Source organism: Pseudarthrobacter phenanthrenivorans Sphe3 (assembly GCF_000189535.1).
Classification (GTDB): Bacteria; Actinomycetota; Actinomycetes; order Actinomycetales; family Micrococcaceae; genus Arthrobacter; species Arthrobacter phenanthrenivorans.
In genome coordinates this window covers 2,296,871-2,319,591 of the sequence record NC_015145.1, presented here as the reverse complement: position 1 = coordinate 2,319,591, position 22,721 = coordinate 2,296,871, and the positions used below count along the sequence as shown (strand labels likewise).

The window sequence follows — 22,721 nt, the reverse complement described above, 5'->3', positions numbered from 1 at the left end:
AAGGCCGCAGCCCCCCGCACGACTATCATGGGTGGGTGAGTCCTGCCCAAGCCGACGTCGTTGTCATTGGCGCGGGACAGGCAGGGCTTTCCGCCGCCTACCATCTCCAGCGCCGCGGCGTGGACTACGTGGTGCTCGACGGCGAGGACGGTCCCGGAGGCGCGTGGCGGCACCGGTGGAAGAGCCTGAGGATGGAGACTGTCAACGGCATCAGCGATCTTCCCGGCATCGCCAAGCCCGCGGTGGATCCCCGCGAACCCAGCTCGGAGTTCCTGACCCGCTACTTCGCCGGCTATGAGGAAGAACTGGGCCTGGTTGTCCGGCGGCCGGTGAAGGTGCGTTCTGTCAGCAGGGAAGATTCAAACCCCGTCGGCCGGCTGGGAATCAGCACCACAGCCGCCGGCGAGTGGACAGCGAGGGCTGTCATCAACGCCACGGGCACCTGGACCCGTCCCTTCTGGCCCATCTACCCCGGGCAGTCGTCCTTCCGGGGACGGCAGCTGCACGTGGCGGACTACGTGTCTGCGGAGGAGTTCACCGGCCTCCACGTGATAGTCGTGGGCGGAGGCATCTCGGCCGTGGGGCTCCTTGACGAAATTTCGCGCGTGACCACCACCAGCTGGTTCACCCGCAGGAGCCCTGTATGGCGGGACCAGGAGTTCAACGCCAAGGCAGGGCATGATGCCGTGGCCCTGGTGGAAGAACGCGTCCGCAAGGGCCTGCCCTCGCAAAGCGTAGTATCAGTAACGGGACTGATCTGGACGCCGTCCCTGCGGGCAGCGGAAAAACGGGGCGCCCTTGACCGGTTGCCCATGTTCACCGCCATCCAGCCCAGCGGTGTCCGGCTAGCGGATGGCGGCTTCCTGGAGGCGGACGTCATTCTGTGGGCCACCGGGTTCCGGGCGGAACTTGAACACCTCGCCCCGCTGCACCTCCGGGGACCGGGCGGCGGAATCGTGATGGAAGGAACCCAGGTGGCAGCCGAACCCCGGGTGCACCTGGTGGGCTATGGCCCGTCGTCGTCCACCATTGGCGCCAACCGGGCAGGACGGGCAGCGGTGGCGGCCATTCTCAAACTGCCCGGAATGCAGGTAGCGGCGTCACCCGCACCATGGGGCTGAGTGCCGCTTCCATCCGGCCCGATACGGGCCCCAAGAACAACGCACAGGAAAGCGGCAGGAACCATTGGCATTGAACACTCTTGACGATCTCTTCGGCGCGCTCCGGCGGCGTCCGGACGTGGAGGCACCCAACCTCCAGGCATGGGACGCCACGGACCGGCTCCTGCTGGAAACCGCTGCCGGGATCATGGCCGGCCCAAGCGGTGTGGCCATCATCGGAGACAGGTACGGCGCCCTCACCCTCGGTGCACTCGCTGCCCTTACGCCCGGCCCAGTCCGCGTGCACCAGGACCTGATCACCGGAGAACGCGCCCTGCAGCTCAATGCGGCCGCGCTGCGGCCGGCCGCTGTGCTGCCAGACACCGCGGCCGAAAGTGGCGGCAGCACAACAAGCGGCCAGGGCTTCACCCAGCTTCCCCTGGGTTCCGCCCTCCTGGCCGGCGCGAAGACGGTACTCCTGCAGCTGCCAAAAACGTTGGCTGAACTGGACGAGATCGCGGCGGCGGTGGCAAGGTATGCGGCTGCGGACGTGGTGCTCCTGGCCGGCGGCCGGATCAAGCACATGACGCTCGGCATGAACGCCGTGCTTGAGCGCCACTTCGGTTCAGTCCAGCCCCAGCTCGCCCGGCAGAAATCCCGTGTCATCGTGGCCACGGGGCCGCGGCGGGACGGTGAGCGGGAACAGTACCCGGTGGTGGAGCACCTCGCGGAACTGGACCTTGACGTGGCCGCCCACGGTGCCGTCTTCGCGGGTACCAAACTGGACATTGGCACGCGGTTCCTGCTGACCTTCCTGCCGCAGATGAAGGCAGCCCGGCATGCCGTCGACCTGGGTTGTGGCACCGGGATCCTGGCTGCCATGTATGCCCGCCAGCATCCGGGCTCGGCGGTGACCGCCACGGACCAGTCCGCCGCCGCTGTGGCCTCCGCGCGGGCCACAGCCGGGGCAAACGGGTTATCCGAAAGGATCACGGTGCTCCAGGACGATGCATTGGGCACCATGGCCGCAGCCAGCGCTGACCTGGTCCTGCTTAATCCGCCGTTCCACACGGGTGCGGGAGTGCACGCGGGTGCCGGATTGAAACTGATTGAGGCGGCAGGCCGGGTCCTCACCCCGCACGGTGAACTGTGGACGGTCTTCAACCGCCACCTGCCCTACCTGCCCGCGCTGGAGCGCCATGTGGGGCCCACCGTCGTCAAGGGCCGGAACCCCAAGTTCACCGTGACCGTCAGTACCCGTCGGAGCAGCGGACCGGCGGACGCATAACCACCAAACGCCCGCCTGCAGCCCCGCCGGGGGCCAAGGCAGCCACGCCGCGCCGTCGTCCGGGCGTATGGGTCTGCGCCCACGCGTAACGTACGATTCATGCATCACCATAAGTACGTGGCCGAAGACGTTTAGGGGACGCTGTGACTGAGATCCGCCAATCCTCACCGAGGCGCGGAACCAACCTGCCAAGGATGGGGGACTTCAACCTCACGGTGATCCTCGATGCCATCCGCAGGTCCACCGGAGGGCTGAGCCGGGTGGAGCTCGCCCAGATCGTGGGCCTCTCGCCGCAGACCATCTCCAACATTTCCCGGCGCCTCCTGGACCAGAACCTGATTGTGGAGGCCGGCAAGGAAGGCAGCGGGCCGGGAAAGCCCCGCACCATCCTGCGGCTCAACCCCGGCGGCGTCTTCGCACTCGGAGTCCATCTTGACCCCGCCGTCACCACGTTCGTGGTCCTGGACCTCGTGGGGGCTGTTGTCCGGCATTCGCGGATCAAGACCCCCGGGGGCAACGATCCTTCGGCTGTCATCACCACCATCGCCGATGAGATCGCCCAGCTGGTGGCGGACTCGGGGGTGGACCGGGAAAGGATTGCCGGCCTGGGGCTCGCCGCGCCCGGTCCCATCGACCTGGACAACGGCACCGTGGTGGATCCGCCGCTGCTCCCCGGCTGGGACCGGGTGGAGCTGCGCAGTGCGCTGTCCGAAGCCACGGGATACTCCGTGCTGGTGGACAAGGATGTCACCAGCGCAGCGGTCGCCGAAACATGGGCGGGCGGGCCCAGCGGCTCGGGCAGCTTCATCTTCATGTACATGGGCACCGGCATAGGCTGCGGCATCGTGCTCAATGACGAAGTGATCCGGGGGACGTCCGGCAATGCAGGCGAAATCGGGCACATCGTGGTGGATCCGGACGGTCCGCAGTGCGACTGCGGGCTGCGCGGGTGCGTGAAAGTCACGTGCATTCCCCAGGTACTGGTGGCCGAGGCGGAAGCTGCAGGCATCCTGGACGGTTCACGGTCGGGCAACAGCGGCGCGGAGATCCAGCAGAGCTTTTCCCGGTTGTGCGATCTCGCCGACGAGGGAAACGAACAGGCGCTGGCCATCATCGACAAGTCCGCCGTGCGGGTGGCAAGGGCGGCAGCCGTGGTCACCAACACCCTGGACGTTGAGCGGGTGGTATTCGGCGGGCCGTTCTGGAGCCGCCTCGCTGAACGCTACCTGGAAAAAGTTCCGGCACTCCTGGAAGCCCACAGTGACACCCGGCTGATCCATCCCATCGAGGTGGTAGGCACGGGTGTAGGGGACGACGTCGGCGCCATCGGCGCGGCCTCCCTGGTCCTGGAACACACGCTGGCCCCGCGGGCCCAGCGGCTCCTCCTGGAGAGCTGAAGGTTGCGCGCGGCAGGGGTGCCTTGCCTGCAGCAGGACGCCCATCTAGCATGTGCATAAATGCCGCGGCTGGGGGCCCGCTGCCATAGGGGTCCCAGCCATCAACTGAATGGAGCGCCATGCGTCGCAGGACCCTGAAGGCCATGTCCCTCATTGCTGCGGCGGTGGTCGTCCTTACGGCGTGCAGTCCTGGCGAACCGGGTGATTCTTCAGAAACCCTCAAAGTCGCTTACCAGAAGACGGATTCTTTCACCGCCCTGGACACCATGATGCAAGCCGCCAAGCAGGATTTCGAGGCGGCCCACCAGGGCGTCACGGTGGAGCTGCAGCCCATCCAGGCGAATGACGACGACTACGGGACCAAACTGGCCCTTGCCTTGAGATCACCGTCCACGGCGCCTGACGTCTTCTACGAGGACACGTTCAAGGTCCGCTCCGACGTTGATGCCGGGTACCTGCTGAAGCTTGACAGCCACCTTGAAGGCTGGGAGGAATGGGACAATTTCGACGACGGCGCCAAGGCAGCAGGGCGGGCGGACGACGGCGGTACGTACGCGGTGCCGCTGGGCACCGACACACGCGCCATCTGGTACAACAGGAAGGTCCTTGAGGCCGCCGGCGTCACCCTCCCTTGGGAGCCGCGGAGCTGGCAGGACATCCTGGACACGGCCAGGAAGATCAAAGCCAACGATCCCGCGGTCATCCCGTTCAACCTGTACGCCGGCAAGGGGACCGGTGAAGGCACTGTCATGCAGGGCTTCTACGAACTTCTCTACGGAACCGGATCCAGCCTTTATGACGAAGACGCGGGGAAATGGGTGGTGGGCTCTGCCGGGTTCACGGATTCCCTGGCCTTCCTGAAAACCCTGTACGACGAACAGTTGGCCGTCTCTCCCGCAGAGGCCCTGGATGCCAATGTGTGGAAAAAGGTCTTCGGCGAATGGTTCCCCAACGCCAAGCTGGGCGCCACCGTGGAAGGCTCCTACGCGCCGTCGTTCTGGCAGGACGGCGGAAGCTACGAGTGGCCCGGTTACGAGCAGGAGATGGGCGTTGCCCCGTTTCCCACCCAGAACGGCCAGGCTCCCGGAGCCGTGAGCATGTCCGGCGGCTGGACGCTGGCACTCGGGGCGGGAACCAAGGAGCCTGAGCTGGCCTTCAGTTTCCTCACCACCGCCCTCAATAAGGAAAACTCCCTCGCCTTTACGGTGGAAAGTTCGCAGATTGCCGTGCGCAAGGACGTTGCTGCCGACCAGGGATACCTGGACGCCAACCCGTTCGTGAGGGACGTTTCGGAGCTTGTTTCGGTGACCCGGTACCGCCCCGCCACGTCCGACTACCCGCGGATCTCCGCTGCTGTGCAGGAAGCAACGGAAGCCGTGATCACCGGTACCCGGACCCCTGAACAGGCGGCGGCGGATTACGACGCCGCAGTGACGGACATCGTGGGTGGCGGGAAGACCGTCCGGAAGTAGACCGTGCAGCTTTCCTCCGCGGCCCGGCAGTGGCTTCGCTACTTACCGGTCCTCCCGGCCGTCCTGCTCCTGGTGGTTTTTCTTGCCGGCCCGGTGCTGTGGGCGTTCCAGGCCTCACTCACCAATGCCGGACTGACCGGCCGCAGTGCCCGCAACCCGTCGTGGGTGGGCCTGGAGAACTACCAGCGGCTGCTGGCGGATCCCGTGTTCCCGCTCTCCCTCCTGCTCACCGTGCTGTTCGTGGGCGGTTCGGCGGTGCTGGGGCAGAACCTGCTGGGGCTCGCCCTGGCTGTCCTGATGCAGCGGGCCCGGCCTGTGGTCGCGGCTGCGGTTGGCACCACCGTGGTTGCCGCCTGGGTGCTTCCCGAAATCGTGGCCGCCTTCGCCGCCTACGCCTACTTCAGCGCCGACGGGACCTTGAACCAGCTGCTCGGCGCTGTGGGGCTGGGCCGGACTGACTGGCTCTACGCCTTCCCCATGGTGGCTGTGATGCTGGCCAACGTGTGGCGGGGCACGGCGTTTTCCATGCTGGTGTACCGTGCTGCGCTCAACGAGGTCCCTTCCGAGGTCAGCGAAGCGGCCCAGATGGACGGCGCGCACGGCTGGCAGCGGCTCTTCTTCATCACACTGCCCATGATCCGCGGAAGCATTGCCACCAACCTGATGCTGATAACCCTGCAGACACTTGCCGTGTTCACCCTCGTCTGGGTGATGACTGCGGGCGGGCCGGCCAACGGCAGCACCACCCTGCCGGTCCTCGCGTACCTCGAGGCGTTCAAGTTCGGGGACATCGGATACGGGACGGCTGTGGCATCCGTGCTCATCCTCATCGGTGCCGTGTTTGGCGTGGCCTATATCCGGCTGCTCAGGGATCCCAAGCCATGACGGCCCCCGCCAGGACCTCGCGCAGGCTTCCGGCCGGCACGCACGTGTCCACCCCGCGGCGCAGGAGGAGTACGCCGGCTGACGTGGTGCTGCTCCTGATCGGTGCCTGCTTCCTGCTGCCCCTGCTCTGGCTCATCGTGGCATCCCTCGACGCCGAAGCCGGACACGAGCTTAAGCTTCCGGAAACGGTCGGCCTGGCGAACTTCGCCGCCGTCGCCACACCGGAGCTGCTGCTGCGGCCCCTGTGGAACAGCATGGTGCTCTCCGGGGGGACCGGCGCTGTGACGTTGGCGGCAGCGGTGCTTGCTGCGTACCCGTTGTCGCGCTACCAGTCCAGGTTCAACCGCCCGTTCCTGTACACGGTCCTCTTTGGGACGTGCCTGCCCATCACCGCCATCATGGTGCCGGTGTACGGGCTGTTCGTCCAGTTCGAACTGCTGGACTCGATGCCTGCCACTATCTTCTTCATGGCCACCACCACGTTGCCCATGGCCATTTGGATGACCAAGAATTTCATGGACGGTGTCCCCGTGTCCATGGAGGAAGCCGCGTGGGTGGACGGCGCCACCAGGATGACTGCCCTTCGCACCATCGTGCTGCCGTTGATGAGGCAGGGCCTCGGGGTGGTGTTCATCTTCGTGTTCATCCAGGCATGGGGGAACTTCTTCGTCCCCTTCGTGCTGCTCCTGTCGGAGGCGCGCCAGCCTGCCGCGGTGTCCATTTTCAGCTTCTTCGGGCAGCATGGGGCAGTGGCCTACGGCCAGCTGGCGGCATTCTCTATCCTGTATTCACTACCGGTGCTGGCTCTGTACGTCATCGTTGCCAGGGGCGCAGGCAGTTCCTTCGCACTCTCCGGAGCTGTGCGGGGCTGACGTCCGGTGGGCGTGGGGCGCAGCGGATACCGGCCTAGTTGCCGGAACCGATCTGGAACTGGTCCTGGAAGGCTCCGGTGGTAGCTATGAAACGGGCAGTGAGTGACGTTTCGGTGAGCCGAAGGTCCAGCAGCCCGTGGCTTGGGCTGGCGTTGCGGCCCGAGTACGCAGCGAAGTATGCCGCCTCTGGATCGCCGGTATTTACGTCCCTCAGGTCAGTGCCGCCCGTGCCAACCGTTGCGAACACGGTTCCCGAGCCCTTTTCCAGGGTGTTGTCGCCGTCATTCACGCAGTCTGCGGTGAAGATCCCTGGTTGGATTCCTGGGCAGCCGGGCCCGACGGACAATTGCTTACTGCGCTGGTACAGGTGTTCATGGGCGTTGAGGACCAGATCGACTTTCTTGGTGAGCATCATGGTAGTGATCGCAGTTCCCGCCGGGCAGTCGTAGACGCCCATGGACAGGCACGGAGTGTGCATTCCCACCACAACCCATGGGATGCCGGCGGTCCTGGCATCGTCGATTGCGGCCGCCGTCCATTCATAGTTGGGGCTCCCGGGAGTGTAGTCCCACGTTCCGTCGGCAAAGGGAATGCCGGGCGATACCATGATGAACCTGGCCAGTGGCTCCTGCAGCGGGACGTCCGCGTAATACTGGCGGCCATAGGAGCCCACCAGCCCGGGCAACCGGTTGGGGAGGCATGCGGCAAAGTCGTCGATGTTGCCGTTCAGGCCATTGCTTTCATGGTTGCCGGACACAAGTTCGAACGGCAACCCGGTCCCGGCGTTTGAAGTCACCAGATCGCACCAGCTTTGCTCGCTGCCCTGTACCCCATATGACAGGTCACCCAGGGCGAAATGCAGGTCGGGCTTGATGGCGCCAATCCGTGCCAGGACTGCAGCTGCTGCTGGACGGGCGGAGTAGTCGCCGGCGGCGGTCACGTGCAGTTCGCGGCCGGGAAGGGGGACGGACGTGGGCGGTTCTCCCGGGGCCGCAAACGGCGCGCCCGCGGAAGGCAAAGGCTCCTGCCGGGGAAGCGTGGGGGCCTGCCAAGCTATGAGTCCCAATACGGCCGCGGCGGCGAGAACCACGCCTGCAACGGCGGGCATGGTTCTGCGACCGCGCATTGCGGCTCCCTTCGCCCTGCTTCGCGGGCCGCTTTAGTCGATGTCCTCCATGACCACCCCGAACGGGAGTGTCTCGTCGATGTGGGCCTGGTGGCCGGTGGCTCCGGGGTTGTAGGTGACCCGGACGCCGTGCAGTTTGTCCGCCGCCGATTGCTGCAGGACGGGCTTGACGGTGCTGACGAACATCTCGCTCTTGTCGGCGAGAAACTCCTTGTAACTGGCTGGAAGCTCGCTCATGTCAAAAGAATAGACCTCGCACCCCTTCATGGGGAGGGGTCCCCATTGCCCGGATCACGGCATTGTTCTTGGATAGGATGGCGGCGGAGTGCAGCCGGCCGGCAGCCATGCCCAGTACAGCCACCAGGGGGAACGTCCAGTGCTTTCGACCAGCGCGTCCGCAAGAATCGAGCCGGCGGAACTGGCCCGGGCACAACAGCTGGCGGCCGGCATCGGCCGGAGCTTCGACACGAAGGTGGTAGGCCAGTCCAGGCTGCGGGAATCGCTGCTGGTGGGCCTGCTGACGGGCGGGCACATCCTGCTCGAGAGCGTCCCGGGGCTGGCAAAGACCACGGCGGCGCAAACGCTTGCGGACGCCGTCAGTGGAGATTTCCGGCGCATCCAGTGCACTCCGGACCTGCTGCCCAGCGACATTGTGGGCACCCAGATCTACGATGCCGCCAAAGGCACCTTCGTCACCCAGCTGGGACCGGTCCACGCCAACATCGTGCTCCTGGATGAGATCAACCGTTCCAGCGCCAAGACCCAGAGCGCCATGCTCGAAGCCATGCAGGAACGCCAGACCTCCATCGGGGGGCAGGAATACCGGCTGCCTTCGCCCTTCATGGTGCTCGCCACGCAGAACCCCATCGAGCAGGAGGGCACCTACCAGCTGCCCGAAGCCCAGATGGACCGGTTCATGCTCAAGGACGTGCTGGACTACCCGTCCCCGGCGGAGGAGGCAGAAATCATCCGCCGCATCGACGCCGGGGTGTACACCGCGGACCAGGCGCCCGCTGCCGCTGCCTCCCTGGATGCCCTCACGGCAGTCCAGGAGCTGGTCCGGCGCATCTACCTTGACCCCGCCGTCATCAACTACATCGTGGGACTGGTGTTCGTCACCAGGAATGCGGGCCAGTACATTGATCCGCGGCTGGCCGGATTCATTGAATTCGGCGCCAGCCCCCGGGCAAGCATTGCCTTCAGCCAGGCAGCACGGGCGGTGGCCCTCCTCAACGGCAGGGACCACGTCATCCCGGAGGACGTGAAGTCCCTGGCCCACCGGGTCCTGCGCCACCGCCTGATCCTGAACTTCGACGCCGTGGCTGAGCAGGTCCGGGTGGAAACGGTGATTGACGCCGTCGTCGCTGCGGTCCAAACCCCCTGAGGGCGGCATGACCAGTCTCCTGACCCGGGTGAAGTCGGACATGGCCATCTTCGCGCACCGCAAAGCCCGCGGCATGCTGGACGGCGAATACGGTTCTGTGTTCCGCGGCCGCAGCCTGGACTTTGATGACCTGCGGGCCTATGTGCCGGGGGACGAGGTCCGCGATATCGACTGGAAAGCCACCGCGCGCCACGGGTCGCCGCTCATCCGGCGCTACGTGGCCGTCCGCCGGCAGACTGTCCTGCTGGTCACGGACACCGGCCGCAACATGGCAGCTGTCTCCCGCACCGGGGAGTCCAAGAAGGACGTGGCCGTGATGGCCCTGGGGGTCATGGCATACCTCGCGCACCGGCACGGCGACCTCGTGGGGCTGGTCTGCGGCGATTCCGAACGGACGACGGCGCTGCCCGCCAAAGGCGGTGAGGCGCACCTGGAGCGCCTCCTGAGGCAGGTGGATTCCGCGGCGACACTGGACGCCGCCCCGAGCAGGCTTGAGGACCAGCTGGACCACGTGGCACGAAGCGTCAAAGGACGCCACCTCCTGTTCGTCGTCGCCGACGAGGTGGCAGCGACTGCGGCCATCAGCCGCTTGCTCCGGCGGTTACGCGCCCAGCATGAGATCCTCTGGCTCACCATCCGGGATGCCGAACTGGCCCCGCAGGGCACATTCCTCCCGCCGGGTCCCGGGACGGATTCCTACAGCGTTTCCGGCTCCTACCCTCTTCTTTCACACCTTGCCGGCGTCCCGGAAGTTGCCGCCGCCTACGCGGGCGCCGTCGCCGAACGGGACGCCGGGCGGAAGGACATGCTGCGCCAGGCGGCGGTGACAGCGGGTGAAGTCGCCGGCACGGGGGACGTCATGACCTCGCTCTTCGCGCTCCTGGAAAGGCACCGCCGTGCAGGCTGACCAGGACTTCTACGGCCCGCTCCAGTATGCCCCGGCATGGGGCTGGGCCGGGGTCGCGCTCCTGGTCCTCGTGGCCGCCTGGTACGCCTGGCTCTTCATGGCCACCCGCACGGCACCGGACCTGGACAGCGGCACGCGGACCTCCCGGCTGACGGACCTGCCACGGCTGCAGGCCGCCTACCTGCAAAGGATCAATGATGTGGAGCGGGACGCCGCCGCCGGGAAGCTCAGCGCACGGGAGGCGCACCAGCACATCAGCCTCCTCCTGCGGAAGTTCGTCCGCGACGCCACCGGGGTGGACGCACCACGAATGACCCAGGCGGATCTGGCACGGCACCCCCTGCCGGCGGCAGCGGCCCTGGTGGGGGAGCTGTATCCGGCCGAGTTCGGCCCCGGACCGGTTCCGTCCGTGGCCGGTTCGGCCGCATCGGCCCGGAGGGTGGTGCAGGCATGGAACTGATCTGGTGGTGGCTGCTGCCGCTGGCCGTACTGCCGGCGGGCGCAGCGTTGTGGTGGGCCCTGAGGCCGGACAGGAAGGCCAACGCACGACGACGGCCGGTGGCGCACGCGGACAGGCTCACCCAGCTGCCGGAATACCAGGCGGCATTGCGGCGGCACCGCCGCTGGCTGGCCACCGCCGCGGTGGCCTGCACGTCGCTGCTCCTCTCCACGGCGGTGGCAGCCGCACGGCCCGTGGAAGTGACCACCGTCCGCCCGGAACAGCACAACCGGGACATCATGCTGTGCCTTGATGCGTCAGGTTCCATGAGCAGTGCCGACGCCGCCGTTGTGGACGTCTTCGCCACCCTCGCCAGCGAATTCGAGGGCGAGCGGATCGGCCTGACAATCTTCGACAGCACAGCCATCCAGGTCTTTCCGCTGACCGACGATTACGGCTACGCACAGGAGCAGCTGAAGCTGGCACGGGACGCTTTCACTGGTGTGCCCGGAAGTTCAGGATTCCTTGACGGCACGTGGAGCGGCCGGGGCTCGTCACTCATCGGGGACGGCCTGGCATCCTGCCTGAACAGCTTTCCGCACGGGAAGTTTGAACACCGGAAGCCGGAAAGCAGCGGCGACTCGGGGACCGGCCGGAACCTCACGGAACACCAGCGCTCGCGGACCGTCGTCCTCGCTACGGACAACTTCCTCTCCGGCGAGCCGATCCTGACCCTTGATGAAGCGGCCTCGCTGGCCCGGGACCGGGCCGTTCGTGTGTATGCGCTCAACCCGGGGGACCTCGACTACGGTGCCGGACCGGGCCAGCCCGGCGGGCACCTAAGGGCCGCAGCGGAGTCCACCGGCGGCGCCTACTATGCACTGGACAATCCCGAAGCGGTGCCCGGCGTGGTTCGCGGAGTCGAGGAAACGGAAAAAACAGCCCTGGAGGGTGTCCCGCGGGCCGTCATTTCCGACGAACCGGCGCTGCCTCTGGCCATAGCACTCCTGTCCGGGCTGGTCCTTGCTGTTGCCGGCTGGAGGCTGCGGCCGTGACACTGCAGCCAATCCTGCCGTGGTGGCTCCTGCTTCCCGTCCTCGTTGCGGCCCTGGTACTAACGGGATGGCGGCTCTACCGGGGCCTGCGGCCGGGCGCGGGGCGCGTCCCGGGGCGGGGGATGCATCCCGGCGTGCGGCCATGGCTTCGCCGGACAGCGCTCGTGCTGCTCCTGGCCGGTGCCGCGGTCCGCCCCGGACTGCCCGGCGGTGAAGCACAGGCTGTCACCACCGACCTCAACGTCTTCCTGGTAGTGGACACCACCACCAGCATGGTGGCCGAGGACTATGGCGACGGGCTGCCCCGGATGGAGGGGGTCCGGCGGGATATCGCTGCCATTGCCGGAGAACTGCCCGGAGCCCGCTTTTCCGTCATTACCTTCGACACCAAGGCACATGTCCGGATGCCGCTGACCACCGATACCCTGGCGCTGGACACCATCACCTCCGTCCTGGAACCGCAGGTGACCGCCTACGCCAAAGGCAGCAGCATCACCGCCGCACGCCAGGTGCTTTCCGAACGCCTGGAAGCTGCCCGTGAGAGCCACCCTGAACGGCCGCGCCTCGTCTTCTACCTGGGCGACGGCGAGCAGACCACCGGCCAGGAGCCCGGCCCGATGGACCTGGACGGCCTGGTGGCCGGGGGAGCGGTGCTGGGGTACGGCACTGCCGCCGGTGGAAAGATGCGGGAGAACACCGGGCGGGAGAACATCGGCCGCGAGGACGGCGGCGGCCCCACAGCCGGCGATGACCGTCCCTATGTCAAGGACAGCACCGGCGAGGACGCGGTCTCCAGCATGGACGAAGCCGGGTTGGAGCGGATCGCGGGACAGCTGGGCGTTCCCTACGTCCACCGGTCAGCAGGAGACCCTGTTGCTCCTGTCATGCGGGATGCGCGGGCAGGCGACATTGACGCCGGGTCCGTGGCTGATGGAATGCGGGAACTGGGGGCACGGACCGAGCTTTACGGGCTTCCCGCGGCCGGGGCCTTTGTCCTTGGCCTGGCGGAACTGGTCCAGCTGGTCCGCCAGTCCGCTGAGCTCCGGCCTGCCACCGCGCACCCGGCGAACAGGCGCCGTGTCACCAAGGCGGTGGTGCGATGACCCCGCGCATGGACGCTGGGCCCGGCAGGGCATCACGACGGCGCCTGCTCGCCTGGTCTGCTGTCCCGGTGGTCCTGGTGCTCTGCCTTGCCGCCAAGCTCCTGAGCCTTGGCCTGCTGGCCGGGCGTGCGGCGGGCGCTTTCGAGGCCAGCGACGCAACGTCCGTCAGAACCGCAGCGGAGGGGCTTCAACCGGCCAACATCATTGAGCCGCACAAAGCACTGTTCGCGGCGGGCGACGCCGATGTCCTTGCCGGGGACTTCGGCGCGGCCCGCCACCGGTTCGAGGAAGGGTTGGGCCTGCTCCCGCAGGCACGGTCCGGGTCCAACGAGGACTGCATCATCCGGGTCAACCTGGTCCTGGCAATTGAACACCTGGGCGACCAAAAGGCCGCGTCGGAAGATCCTGCCTCCGCGGCCGGCCTGTTCCAGGAAGCGCTCGCGGCCGTGGCGTCGGCACCGGAAGGCTGCTTCTCCGCAGGACATCCGGCCGGGACGGGAGATAAACTCGCCCGAGCTGAGGCACGGCTGCAGGAAAAACTCGCCGAGGGCACCCAGGAGCCGGCACAGGAAGGCGGGCAGGACGAAAACCCGCAAGAGCCCGGCCCGGACCCAGGGCTGCAGGACAAGCTGGAGCAGCTGGAGGACAGTGCGCGGCAGGCCCAGTGGGAACGCAACGAAGGGCGCGAACGGGAGGAATACCTGGGAGACACCCAGTACAACAGCCCTGCGCGTCCCTGGTAGGAGCCAGGAGGACGAACATTATTCCGTGCAGGAGCGAAAGCAGGCGTAAAAGTGCGTCTTAATTCGGACGCCAACTTGAATGCTCTCCCGGCCCCTCCTAGAGTCTTATACAAGTTACCGAGGTAACGTGTCAGCGATCCTCCTCCGGGAGGGTGTGGGTGCCCCCATGTGGGCCTGACATTTGCTCACGGAAAGCTTCGATCCAGGCGTAACAGTCGCGGCTGCGTCCTGTGGAGTTTTTCCGTGTTCCCCAAACTCAATTCATTGCCGGCTACCCCGCTTCTTGGCGGCGGCAGCCCCAATGGCCCAAAGCCAAGGACGCAAATGTCACCACCAAGCCTTATTGATACACACCCGAATCTCTCCGACGCCGCCCCGGTGGCGCTCTCCTATGAGCTGTTCCCGCCCCGTTCCCCGGCAGCCGCAGAAACGCTGTGGACCACCATCCGGGAACTGGAAACCACTGAGCCGGACTACGTCTCCGTCACCTATGGTGCCAGTGGCTCCAACCGGGACACCGCCGTCGAACTTATCAACCGCCTCCTGCTGGAAACGACGCTCCGGCCGCTGGCCCACCTGACCTGCGTCGGCAACACGCCCCAGGAACTCGCCGGAATCATTGGCGAACTGTTGGATACCGGCGTTCGCGGCATCCTGGCCCTTCGCGGCGACTTGCCCAAGGACGGCGGCGAACCTGCAGCCGGCTCACTGCGCTATGCGCAGGACCTGATCGAGCTCATCCGCCGGGTGGAGCAGCGCAGGTCGGCGCTGCTGTGCGCCGGAAAGATTGCGGTAGGCGTGGCGGCGTACCCCACCCGCCATCCTGAGTCACCCAGTGAAGAGCACGACGTCGAGGTGCTGCTTGCCAAGCAGCGTTCCGGCGCCGATTTCGCCATTACGCAGGTCTTCTTCCATACCGAGCAGTATGCGGACCTGCTGACCAGGGCCCGCCGTGCCGGCGTCACCATCCCGATCATTCCCGGGGTCATGCCGCTCACCAGCCTTCGCCGGCTGAAACGGCTGGGTGAACTGACCGGCGTGGAGCCCGCTGCGGAGCTGCTGGAACGCATGGCCGCCGCGGACAGCGACCTTGAACGCCTCCATATCGGAGTCGACGCCACCGTGGACCTGGCCAATGCGGCCCTGGACGCAGGGGCGCCGGGCATCCACATCTACACCTTCAACGAGCACCAAAGCGCGCTGGAGGTCCTGGACAAGCTGGCCCTTCCGCGGCGCAGCCACGCCAGCCTGCGCCGTCACTCCACGGCACCCCAGCTCGCCAGCTGAACAGCCGCAGAACACACACTTTCACCAGAGCGCCCGTTTGCGCTCCAACTTTCCGGGAGACTCCCATGACTGACTTCAGCACGCCCAAAACCACTCCCTTCCCGTCCGCCTCGCTCTTGGGCTACCCCCGCATCGGCCGCCGCCGCGAACTCAAGAAGGCCGTCGAGGCCTACTGGGCCGGCAAGATCGACGCTGCCGCGCTGGACGCCGCCGCAAAAGACATCCAGCTGACCACCGCAAGGCGCCTGCAGGAGCTCGGCCTGACCGAAGCCGCCGCAGTGCCGGGCACCTTCTCGTACTACGACCAGGTCCTGGACACCACCGCGCACCTTGGTGCTGTACCGGCCCGCTTCGGCAAGCTCCTCAACGCCGGGGGACAGCTGGACATTGACGGCTACTTCACGCTGGCCCGCGGCACCAAGGACCAGCAGCCGCTGGAAATGACCAAGTGGTTCGACACCAACTACCACTACCTGGTGCCGGAAATCGGTCCGGAAACCGAATTCACCCTTGCCTCCACCGCCAAGGTGGACGAGTTCGCCTTCGCCCTGGCCAACGGCATCGAAACCCGCCCGTACATTGTTGGCCCGGTTACCTACCTGCTCCTGTCCAAGGCGTCCGACGGCGCCCCCGCCGGGTTCGCGCCGCTGTCCCGCCTTGAGGACATCCTGCCCGTTTACGTCCAGCTGCTTGAGAAGCTCGCCGCCGCCGGAGCCACCTGGGTCCAGCTCGACGAGCCCGCCCTTGTGGTTGACCAGGACACCCCCGCCGGGGAAGTCGAGGCCGCAGTGGCCCGCGCCTACGAAGTCCTCACGGCTGGGGCCAAGCGCCCGCAGATCCTCGTGTCCACCCCGTACGGCTCACTGGACGGCCAGCTGGGCACCCTCGCTGCCACCAACATCGAAGCCCTCCACATCGACGTTTTCAAGGGCGCTGTTCCCTCTGCGGCCGCCCTCGCAGGCCTGGGCAACAAGACCCTGGTTGCCGGCGTCGTGGACGGCCACAACATCTGGCGCAACGACCTCGCCGGTTCCGCCGCGAAGCTGGACGAACTGAAGGCCGCGGCCGGCAAAGTCACCGTCTGCACCTCCACCTCCACCCAGCATGTTCCGCACGACGTCGCCGAGGAAACCCAGCTGTCCGATCAGCTCCGCAGCTGGCTGGCGTTCTCTGACCAGAAAGCCGTGGAGGTCAAGACCCTCGCGTCCTACCTGGCCGATCCCGCCTCCGCCCAGGCAGCAATCGACGAAGCGACGGCCGTCATCGGATCCCGCGCCACCGCAGAAGGCGTACGGCGCGCTGACGTGCGCGCCCGCACGGAAGCCCTGACCGCCGCCGACTTCGCCCGCTCCGAGTACTCGGTCCGGGAAGCCGCCCAGGAAGAAGCACTGCACCTGCCGCCGCTTCCCACCACCACCATCGGCTCCTTCCCGCAGACCCCGGAAATCCGTTCAGCCCGGGCACGCAACAATAAGGGCGACCTGACTGACGCGCAGTACGAACAGCTCATGAAGGACGAAATCAAGCGCGTCGTTGAGCTGCAGGAAGAGCTCGGCTACGACGTCCTGGTCCACGGCGAGCCCGAGCGCAACGACATGGTCCAGTACTTCGCCGAGAACCTTGAAGGCTTCGACGTCACGGTCCACGGCTGGGTCCAGTCCTACGGCTCCCGGTGCACCCGTCCGTCCATCCTGTGGGGCGACGTCACCCGCAGCGCTCCCATCACCGTTGCCTGGGCCGAGTATGCACAGTCGCTGACCAGCAAGCCGATGAAGGGCATGCTCACCGGTCCGGTCACCATCCTGGCCTGGTCCTTCGTCCGCGACGACCAGCCGCTGCGCGAGACCGCCAACCAGGTGGGCCTGGCACTGCGCGACGAGATCGCAGACCTCGAAGCCGCCGGCATCAAGGTGATCCAGGTGGACGAGCCGGCCCTGCGCGAACTCCTCCCGCTGCGCAAGGCAGACCACGCCGACTACCTCAAGTGGTCCGTGGACTCCTTCCGCCTGGCCACCGCCGGTGCTGCCGACGCCACCCAGATCCACACCCACCTCTGCTATTCCGAGTTCGGGGTGATTATCGACGCGATCGACGGCCTGGACGCTGACGTGACTTCCATCGAGGCCGCCCGTTCCCGCATGGAGGTTGTGCACGACCTCGAATCCCACGGCTTCGGCCGCGGCGTTGGCCCCGGCGTCTACGACATCCACTCGCCGCGCGTACCGGGTGAGGGTGAAGTAACCGAACTGCTGGCCACCGCCGTCAAGCACGTCCCGTCCCGCCAGCTCTGGGTCAACCCGGACTGCGGCCTGAAGACCCGCGGCTACGCCGAGACTGAAGAGTCCCTGCGCAACCTGGTAAAGGCAACCCGGACGGTCCGCGCGGAACTGCTGGCAGCAGCGAAGTAAGCACAAAAGAACGACGTCGGCTGCCCACCTCAGGTGGGCCGCCGACGTCGTGCGTTTAATATTTCCTCTTCAGGACTCCCAGAGGATTTCGTCGTCAACCACGCCGTCCTCGTCGGCCGAGGCCACCAGGACCTCGTCCGTGAAGTGCTCGCCCAGCGTGAAGTCCAGCACGAAGTAGCGCTCCGGCTGGCCCGGATAAATGCCCACGTGGCCCAGTTTTAGTGCCCTGAGGAACACCTCATTGGTGAGCTGGCTGCGGTGGGTCACTCCGAACACCTTCTGCAGCTGCTCGTCCTTGAGGGCATTGCAGTGGAAATGCAGGTACTCCTGCGGGCTGGTGCCTTCCTGCTCCAGCTCCGCGGCGATCATGTCCCGGACCTCGTCCACGAGTTCGGGCAGGAACCGCAACCGGTAGTCGACCTTGCGCAGCGCGGCTTCGTCAAAGTGGTCGTGGGCGGTGATGTTCAGGTCGAGTTCCAGCGGATGGCCCCGCAGCTCATGTTTGGCAGCGATGAAGTGATCCCTGCCGTGGTTGAGCTCAATTTCGCCAAAGTGCCGGCTCGCTACCTTGTTCATAGTTTCAACATAGACCTCAAGGGCGGTGCATTCCAGCGTTCAGGCCGAATTCACGGAGGTGCGCATCCCGGCGAGTGTCTCGGCCAGAAGGTCAACGAAGAGCTGCACCCGCGCGGTTTTCCGGTCATTGATAATGAGGGCGAAGACGTTGCGGGCAAGCCGGATTTCGGGGACATCCAGCACCACCACGCCCGCCGGCTTGTTGCGCAGCGCGAGCTCGGGAACCAGGGCGGCGCCCAGCCCGGCGGCCGCCATTTCCAGGCTGGCATGGAAGTCGTCGCTGTGGGCCACCACCCGCGGGTGCAGGTTGCAGCCGGCGAAGAGCCGCTCGATCACCATCGCGTCGCTGGTTCCCGGGTGGTGCATGATCCACGGCATGTCGGAGAGGTGGTCCGCTGCCACCTTGGCATCGGAGCGGAAGCCCCAGCCGGCCGGCAGCACCACACGGAAGTCGTCGTCCCCGATCCACTGCCGGTTGATGGTGTTGGGCCAGGCGAAGCCGGTCTGCCCCACCTGGAAAACCACGGCAAGGTCCAGTTCGCCGCCGGTCCGCAGCCCCTGGATGGTTTGCCCCGGTTCGGCCACGGACACCCTTAGATCGATGCCCAGGTTCTTCCACGCCGGGTTCTTCAGGATGCGCGGCAGCACGTAGGTTGCCAGGCTGGGGAAGATCCCCAGCCGGAGCTCCTGGTTCGCGGAGTCCTGCGTCCTTGCAGCGGAGGCCATCAGCGCTTCGATGTCCGTCAGCACCTTGGCGGCGTGGCGGGTCATGACGATGGCGGCTTCCGTGGGAACCACGCTGCGGGCCGAACGCTGGAACAGGACAACCCCGGTGTCGCGCTCCAGCGCGGACATCTGCTGGGAGACGGCCGAAGCCGTGTAGCCCAGTGTTGCCGCCGCTGCAGCGAAGGAGCCGAGGCGGGTGACCTCAAGGAGGGTCTTCAGGTGTACCGGGTTTACCACCCGCCCACAGTACTCCGCGGCAGCCGCCGAAAAAACTGCCGCCCATCCCACCCATCCACTGGGGAGATGGTGCCGAATTGCCCTCTGCATACCCAGCCCAGCGGCAAATGTTCAGCAGAGGAGCATAAATTGTCACCTAACCCAGCACCTATCGTCAGCGGGAGACGGCGGGTAGCCGTCATCGGCAGCGGCGTGGCCGGCCTGACCGCCGCCTATGTCCTCAACCGGCAGGATGACGTCACGCTGTTCGAAGCGGATTCCCGGCTGGGCGGGCACGCGCACACGCACGACGTGCCGCAGGCGGACGGGTCCGAAATCGGCGTGGACACCGGCTTCATTGTCCACAATGAGCGGACGTACCCCACGCTGCTGCGGCTGTTTGCTGAACTTGGCGTCGAGACCCAGGACTCCGAGATGAGCATGTCCATCCGCTGCGACGGCTGCGGCCTGGAGTACGCAGGGGCGCGCGACGGCGGCCGCGGAATCATTGCCACGCCCTCCAACCTGCTGCGCGGCCGTTACCTGCTGATGCTCCTGGAAGTCACGCGCTTCTACCGGAAAGCCCGGGAACTGCTGAAGACGGCACCGGTTTCGGCGGTGGATCCCGGCCTCAGCGCCCCCGAGCCCACGCTCGGCGAATTCCTGGCAAATGAAAACTTCAGCCCTTATTTCATCTCGCACTTCATGACGCCGGTGGTAAGCGCGGTGTGGTCCTGCGATCCGACAACCGCGCTGGCCTACCCGGCCCGCTACCTCTTCACGTTCCTGGGCCATCACGGCATGTTGGGCGTGAAGGGTTCGCCGCAATGGCGGACGGTCAGCGGGGGGTCGGCCAGGTACGTCGAGAAGCTCGTGGCTACCCTGCCGGATGTCCGGCTGCAGACGCCGGTGACCGCGGTCCGCCGGCACGCCCTGGGGGTTGAAGTGGTGACGGAAGACGGCGTGGAGGACTTTGCCGCCGTCGTCATTGCCACCCACCCCGCCCAGGCGCTGGGGTTCCTTGCCGACGCAACGCCCGCGGAGAAGGAAGCCCTGGGCGGGATGCCGTACTCGGTGAACCACACCGTCTTCCACCGGGACCCGTCGGTCCTGCCCTCCTCGGACAACGCCAAGGCCTCCTGGAACTACCGGCTGCCATCCTGCGAAGCGAGGCCGGACAAGGTGCTGGTCAGCTACGACCTCACGCGGCTGCAGCGGCTCAGCCCGGCGGACGGGAGGCCGTACCTGGTGAGCCTGGGCGAGTCGGAGCTCATTTCAGACGATGCCGTGCTGGACCGGATGGTCTATGAGCACCCGCAGTACACCCCCGAATCCCTGCGCGCACAGCAGGCCATCGCCGCGCTCAGCGACGGCCGCGTTGCCTACGCCGGCGCGTACCTTGGCTGGGGGTTCCATGAGGACGGTGCGCTGTCCGGCGTCAGGGCCGCGGAAATGTTGGGCAGGTCCTGGCCGGTGGCGCAGGCTGCCGACCGGATGGACTCCAGGGACGGCGAAGACAGTGAGCTGCTTCCTGCGGCGGAGCCTGCATGACCATGGACGCAGCGATCTACCGCACTGCCATCTCCCATGTGCGGCGCACACCACTGAAGAACGCGTTCACCTACCGCAGCTACAGCTGGTTCGTGGACGTGGATAACCTGCCGCGGCTTCCCTTACTGCTCCGGCCGCTGGCTGCCTTCCGGTCCGGCGACCACCTGGGTGATCCGGACGCCTCCCTCCGCAGCAACGTGGAGCGGTTCCTGCGCACCCAGGGAATAGAGCCCGACGGCGGTGCGATCCGGATGCTGACCAGCGCCAGGGTGTTCGGCTACGTTTTCAATCCGCTGACCTTGTTCTGGTGCTACCGCGCCGACGGTGAGCTTGAGTGTGTGGTGGCCGAGGTCCACAACACCTACGGGGAGCGGCACTGCTACCTGCTCCGGACGGACACGGCAGGGCGTGCTTCGGTGCCGAAGGCCTTCTATGTTTCTCCCTTCAACGACGTCAGCGGCCAGTACCGCATGAAGCTGCCGGCGCCGGGGGAGCGGCTCGCGGTGTCCATCGTGCTCGAGCGCGAAGGGCACAAGCCCTTCGTGGCATCGATGGATGGCACCCGGCGCCCCGCCACCCTTCAGAACATCCTGGCTGCGGCGATCGCTGTACCGGCCGCGCCACTGCTGGTTTCCGCACTCATCCGGGTGCAGGGCATTACACTCTGGGCAAGACGCCTGCCCGTCGTCGCCCGACCACACCACCCTTCACAGGAGGCAGTTCAATGACAATGACGGACGACAACCAAGCAACTGCAACTTTCCTCGGCGGCAAAGCGGCGGACCAGGCGGCCGGCAAAGCCGCCGCGCACCCTGCCCCAGCCTGGACCGCAACCGGGGTCCCTGCGTCGCCCGCCACCATCGATGCGGACCTGTGGCCGGAAGTTGCCCAGGCGCCGTCGGGAGCCAAGGCAGTTGTTGCAGGCAAGGCAGCCGGCCTGCTCTTCAAAGGGGCCGTGAAGCGGCTGCCCCTGCGGGTGGAGTACCCGGACGGCACTGTACTGGGCACGGGCGGGCCGGATGCGCCGGTCATGACCATGCTCCGGCCGGACGCGTTCGAAGCGCGGATCGGTGACAACGGGCTGATCGGGCTGGGGGAGTCCTTCATGGCGGGGGACTGGGAGGCCAGTGACCTGGCGGGCGTCCTCGAAGTCTTTGCCGCGTCCGTGGACACACTCATTCCCATGCCGCTGCAGAAGCTGCGTGCGCTGTACCTGCCGCGGACGCCGCAGCAGGAGCGTAATGCCGAGCAGAACACCCGCAGCAACATTTCGCGGCACTACGACCTGTCCAACGACCTTTTCTCCAACTTCCTCGACTCCACCATGAGCTATTCGTCCGCCCTGTTCCCGCTCGACGCCGAACCGCTGGGTTCGGTTGGCTGGGAGGCACTGGCGGGGGCGCAGCGGGCGAAGATCGACAGGCTGCTGGACAAGGCAGGCGTTGGTCCCGGGACCCGCCTCCTGGAAATTGGGACCGGCTGGGGTGAACTGGCTTTGCGGGCAGCGGCCCGCGGGGCCACCGTCTACACCGTCACCCTCTCCAGCGAGCAGCAGGCGCTGGCCCAGGAGCGGATAGCAGCCGCGGGGTATTCGGACCAGGTGACAGTTGCGCTGCAGGACTACCGCGCTGTGGAGGGCGAGTACGACGCCGTGGTGTCCGTGGAGATGATCGAGGCCGTGGGCTACGAGTACTGGCCCATCTACTTCCAGACCATCGACAGGGTCCTCGCGCCCGGCGGGAAGGTGGCCATCCAGGCGATCACCATGCCGCACGGCAGGATGCTGGCCACGCGCAACGCCTACACCTGGGTGCACAAGTACATCTTCCCGGGCGGATTCCTGCCGTCCGTCCGTGCCATTGAGGGAGTGACCCAGCAACACACCACCCTCCGCGTGCGGGAGCGGATGGGCATGGGCGACCACTACGCCGCAACCCTGAGGCTCTGGGAAGAACGGTTCCTGGAGCGGTCCCGCGAGGTGGGGGAGCTGGGTTTCGACGCGGTGTTCCAGCGGATGTGGCTGTTCTACCTGTGCTACTCGCGGGCCGGTTTCCAGTCGGGCTACCTGGATGTGCAGCAGGTGGTGCTGGACCGCCGGGAGGCGCAGTTGTAGTGGCGTGCGTTTGATCACCAGGAGGGGTTCCGAAGGTCACTTCGGGGCCCCTTTTTGGTGGCTGCGGCCCGCC

General features: G+C 66.6%; 21 protein-coding genes. 17 read left to right on the top strand and 4 right to left on the bottom strand.

The window, feature by feature from the left end; translation table 11 throughout:
* Positions 1–35 precede the first annotated feature (35 nt).
* The 6 genes from ASPHE3_RS10670 to ASPHE3_RS10645 all read left to right on the top strand — a co-directional run bounded on the left by ASPHE3_RS10670 (position 36) and on the right by ASPHE3_RS10645 (position 7,014).
* Positions 36–1,121 (top strand): FAD-dependent oxidoreductase, encoded by a 1,086-nt coding sequence (locus tag ASPHE3_RS10670; protein WP_013601243.1) that lies wholly within the window; start codon positions 36–38, stop codon positions 1,119–1,121.
* A 64-nt stretch (positions 1,122–1,185) separates the two neighbouring features.
* Entirely contained in the window at positions 1,186–2,388 is a 1,203-nt protein-coding gene (locus tag ASPHE3_RS10665) for a class I SAM-dependent methyltransferase (protein ID WP_041652095.1), read from the top strand.
* Positions 2,389–2,582: 194 nt separating this feature from the next.
* A complete protein-coding gene (locus ASPHE3_RS10660; protein ID WP_013601241.1) occupies positions 2,583–3,785 on the top strand; it encodes an ROK family transcriptional regulator in 1,203 nt (400 codons plus the stop codon).
* 119 nt (positions 3,786–3,904) lie between these two features.
* Positions 3,905–5,257 carry an extracellular solute-binding protein gene (locus ASPHE3_RS10655; protein ID WP_041652094.1) on the top strand — a complete coding sequence of 451 codons (1,353 nt, stop codon included), beginning with the start codon at positions 3,905–3,907 and terminating at the stop codon, positions 5,255–5,257.
* A 3-nt stretch (positions 5,258–5,260) separates the two neighbouring features.
* Positions 5,261–6,142, top strand: a complete 882-nt coding sequence (locus ASPHE3_RS10650) for a carbohydrate ABC transporter permease (protein ID WP_013601239.1) — start codon at positions 5,261–5,263, stop codon at positions 6,140–6,142.
* Positions 6,139–7,014 carry a carbohydrate ABC transporter permease gene (locus ASPHE3_RS10645; RefSeq protein ID WP_013601238.1) on the top strand — a complete coding sequence of 292 codons (876 nt, stop codon included), beginning with the start codon at positions 6,139–6,141 and terminating at the stop codon, positions 7,012–7,014. Before ASPHE3_RS10650 ends, ASPHE3_RS10645 begins: the two co-directional genes overlap by 4 nt.
* A 34-nt stretch (positions 7,015–7,048) precedes the next feature.
* Here ASPHE3_RS10645 and ASPHE3_RS10640 read toward each other — a convergent pair whose 3' ends face one another.
* Positions 7,049–8,140: a metallophosphoesterase gene (locus ASPHE3_RS10640; RefSeq protein ID WP_013601237.1), complete on the bottom strand. Its 1,092-nt coding sequence runs from the start codon at positions 8,138–8,140 to the stop codon at positions 7,049–7,051.
* Positions 8,141–8,173: 33 nt separating this feature from the next.
* A complete protein-coding gene (locus ASPHE3_RS10635) occupies positions 8,174–8,377 on the bottom strand; it encodes a hypothetical protein (RefSeq protein WP_120692344.1) in 204 nt (67 codons plus the stop codon).
* Positions 8,378–8,516: 139 nt separating this feature from the next.
* On the opposite strand from ASPHE3_RS10635, the gene ASPHE3_RS10630 reads away from it, so the two are divergent.
* The 8 genes from ASPHE3_RS10630 (at position 8,517) to metE (ending at position 17,466) form a co-directional block, all read left to right on the top strand.
* The gene (locus tag ASPHE3_RS10630; protein ID WP_041652820.1) at positions 8,517–9,524 is read left to right on the top strand and encodes an AAA family ATPase; all 1,008 of its coding nucleotides are present in this window, start codon (positions 8,517–8,519) and stop codon (positions 9,522–9,524) included.
* 7 nt (positions 9,525–9,531) lie between these two features.
* On the top strand, positions 9,532–10,431 hold the full coding sequence (locus ASPHE3_RS10625; RefSeq protein ID WP_013601234.1) for a DUF58 domain-containing protein: 900 nt from the start codon (positions 9,532–9,534) through the stop codon (positions 10,429–10,431).
* The gene (locus ASPHE3_RS10620; RefSeq protein WP_013601233.1) at positions 10,421–10,891 is read left to right on the top strand and encodes a hypothetical protein; all 471 of its coding nucleotides are present in this window, start codon (positions 10,421–10,423) and stop codon (positions 10,889–10,891) included. Before ASPHE3_RS10625 ends, ASPHE3_RS10620 begins: the two co-directional genes overlap by 11 nt.
* Positions 10,882–11,925 carry a vWA domain-containing protein gene (locus ASPHE3_RS10615; protein WP_013601232.1) on the top strand — a complete coding sequence of 348 codons (1,044 nt, stop codon included), beginning with the start codon at positions 10,882–10,884 and terminating at the stop codon, positions 11,923–11,925. Before ASPHE3_RS10620 ends, ASPHE3_RS10615 begins: the two co-directional genes overlap by 10 nt.
* Positions 11,922–13,028: a vWA domain-containing protein gene (locus ASPHE3_RS10610; RefSeq protein WP_254362846.1), complete on the top strand. Its 1,107-nt coding sequence runs from the start codon at positions 11,922–11,924 to the stop codon at positions 13,026–13,028. Before ASPHE3_RS10615 ends, ASPHE3_RS10610 begins: the two co-directional genes overlap by 4 nt.
* Positions 13,025–13,771 (top strand): hypothetical protein, encoded by a 747-nt coding sequence (locus ASPHE3_RS10605; protein WP_049786059.1) that lies wholly within the window; start codon positions 13,025–13,027, stop codon positions 13,769–13,771. Before ASPHE3_RS10610 ends, ASPHE3_RS10605 begins: the two co-directional genes overlap by 4 nt.
* Positions 13,772–14,095: 324 nt before the next feature.
* Complete coding sequence (locus ASPHE3_RS10600) at positions 14,096–15,058, top strand: methylenetetrahydrofolate reductase (RefSeq protein ID WP_013601229.1); 963 nt, start codon at positions 14,096–14,098, stop codon at positions 15,056–15,058.
* Positions 15,059–15,123: 65 nt separating this feature from the next.
* Positions 15,124–17,466 (top strand): 5-methyltetrahydropteroyltriglutamate--homocysteine S-methyltransferase, encoded by a 2,343-nt coding sequence (metE, locus tag ASPHE3_RS10595; RefSeq protein ID WP_013601228.1) that lies wholly within the window; start codon positions 15,124–15,126, stop codon positions 17,464–17,466.
* A 69-nt stretch (positions 17,467–17,535) separates the two neighbouring features.
* Here metE and ASPHE3_RS10590 read toward each other — a convergent pair whose 3' ends face one another.
* Positions 17,536–18,042, bottom strand: a complete 507-nt coding sequence (locus ASPHE3_RS10590; protein ID WP_013601227.1) for a DUF2004 domain-containing protein — start codon at positions 18,040–18,042, stop codon at positions 17,536–17,538.
* 39 nt (positions 18,043–18,081) lie between these two features.
* A complete protein-coding gene (locus ASPHE3_RS10585) occupies positions 18,082–19,005 on the bottom strand; it encodes a LysR family transcriptional regulator (protein WP_013601226.1) in 924 nt (307 codons plus the stop codon).
* A 129-nt stretch (positions 19,006–19,134) separates the two neighbouring features.
* Between ASPHE3_RS10585 and ASPHE3_RS10580 the strand changes: the two genes are divergently transcribed.
* The 3 genes from ASPHE3_RS10580 to ASPHE3_RS10570 are packed head-to-tail and all read left to right on the top strand — an operon-like array spanning position 19,135 to position 22,648.
* Positions 19,135–20,535 (top strand): NAD(P)/FAD-dependent oxidoreductase, encoded by a 1,401-nt coding sequence (locus ASPHE3_RS10580; RefSeq protein WP_254362844.1) that lies wholly within the window; start codon positions 19,135–19,137, stop codon positions 20,533–20,535.
* On the top strand, positions 20,532–21,263 hold the full coding sequence (locus ASPHE3_RS10575) for a DUF1365 domain-containing protein (RefSeq protein WP_013601224.1): 732 nt from the start codon (positions 20,532–20,534) through the stop codon (positions 21,261–21,263). The genes ASPHE3_RS10580 and ASPHE3_RS10575 overlap by 4 nt, the downstream gene beginning before the upstream one ends.
* The gene (locus ASPHE3_RS10570; protein ID WP_013601223.1) at positions 21,260–22,648 is read left to right on the top strand and encodes a class I SAM-dependent methyltransferase; all 1,389 of its coding nucleotides are present in this window, start codon (positions 21,260–21,262) and stop codon (positions 22,646–22,648) included. Before ASPHE3_RS10575 ends, ASPHE3_RS10570 begins: the two co-directional genes overlap by 4 nt.
* Positions 22,649–22,721: the final 73 nt, after the last annotated feature.

Coding starts and splice junctions, on each gene's coding strand:
- ASPHE3_RS10660 (WP_013601241.1), top strand. CDS start 2,583: ATGGGGGACTTCAACCTCACGGTGATCCTCGATGCCATCCGCAGGTCC.
- ASPHE3_RS10655 (WP_041652094.1), top strand. CDS start 3,905: ATGCGTCGCAGGACCCTGAAGGCCATGTCCCTCATTGCTGCGGCGGTG.
- ASPHE3_RS10645 (WP_013601238.1), top strand. CDS start 6,139: ATGACGGCCCCCGCCAGGACCTCGCGCAGGCTTCCGGCCGGCACGCAC.
- ASPHE3_RS10640 (WP_013601237.1), bottom strand. CDS start 8,140: ATGCGCGGTCGCAGAACCATGCCCGCCGTTGCAGGCGTGGTTCTCGCC.
- ASPHE3_RS10635 (WP_120692344.1), bottom strand. CDS start 8,377: ATGAGCGAGCTTCCAGCCAGTTACAAGGAGTTTCTCGCCGACAAGAGC.
- ASPHE3_RS10625 (WP_013601234.1), top strand. CDS start 9,532: ATGACCAGTCTCCTGACCCGGGTGAAGTCGGACATGGCCATCTTCGCG.
- ASPHE3_RS10615 (WP_013601232.1), top strand. CDS start 10,882: ATGGAACTGATCTGGTGGTGGCTGCTGCCGCTGGCCGTACTGCCGGCG.
- ASPHE3_RS10605 (WP_049786059.1), top strand. CDS start 13,025: ATGACCCCGCGCATGGACGCTGGGCCCGGCAGGGCATCACGACGGCGC.
- ASPHE3_RS10600 (WP_013601229.1), top strand. CDS start 14,096: ATGTCACCACCAAGCCTTATTGATACACACCCGAATCTCTCCGACGCC.
- metE (WP_013601228.1), top strand. CDS start 15,124: ATGACTGACTTCAGCACGCCCAAAACCACTCCCTTCCCGTCCGCCTCG.
- ASPHE3_RS10590 (WP_013601227.1), bottom strand. CDS start 18,042: ATGAACAAGGTAGCGAGCCGGCACTTTGGCGAAATTGAGCTCAACCAC.
- ASPHE3_RS10575 (WP_013601224.1), top strand. CDS start 20,532: ATGACCATGGACGCAGCGATCTACCGCACTGCCATCTCCCATGTGCGG.
- ASPHE3_RS10570 (WP_013601223.1), top strand. CDS start 21,260: ATGACAATGACGGACGACAACCAAGCAACTGCAACTTTCCTCGGCGGC.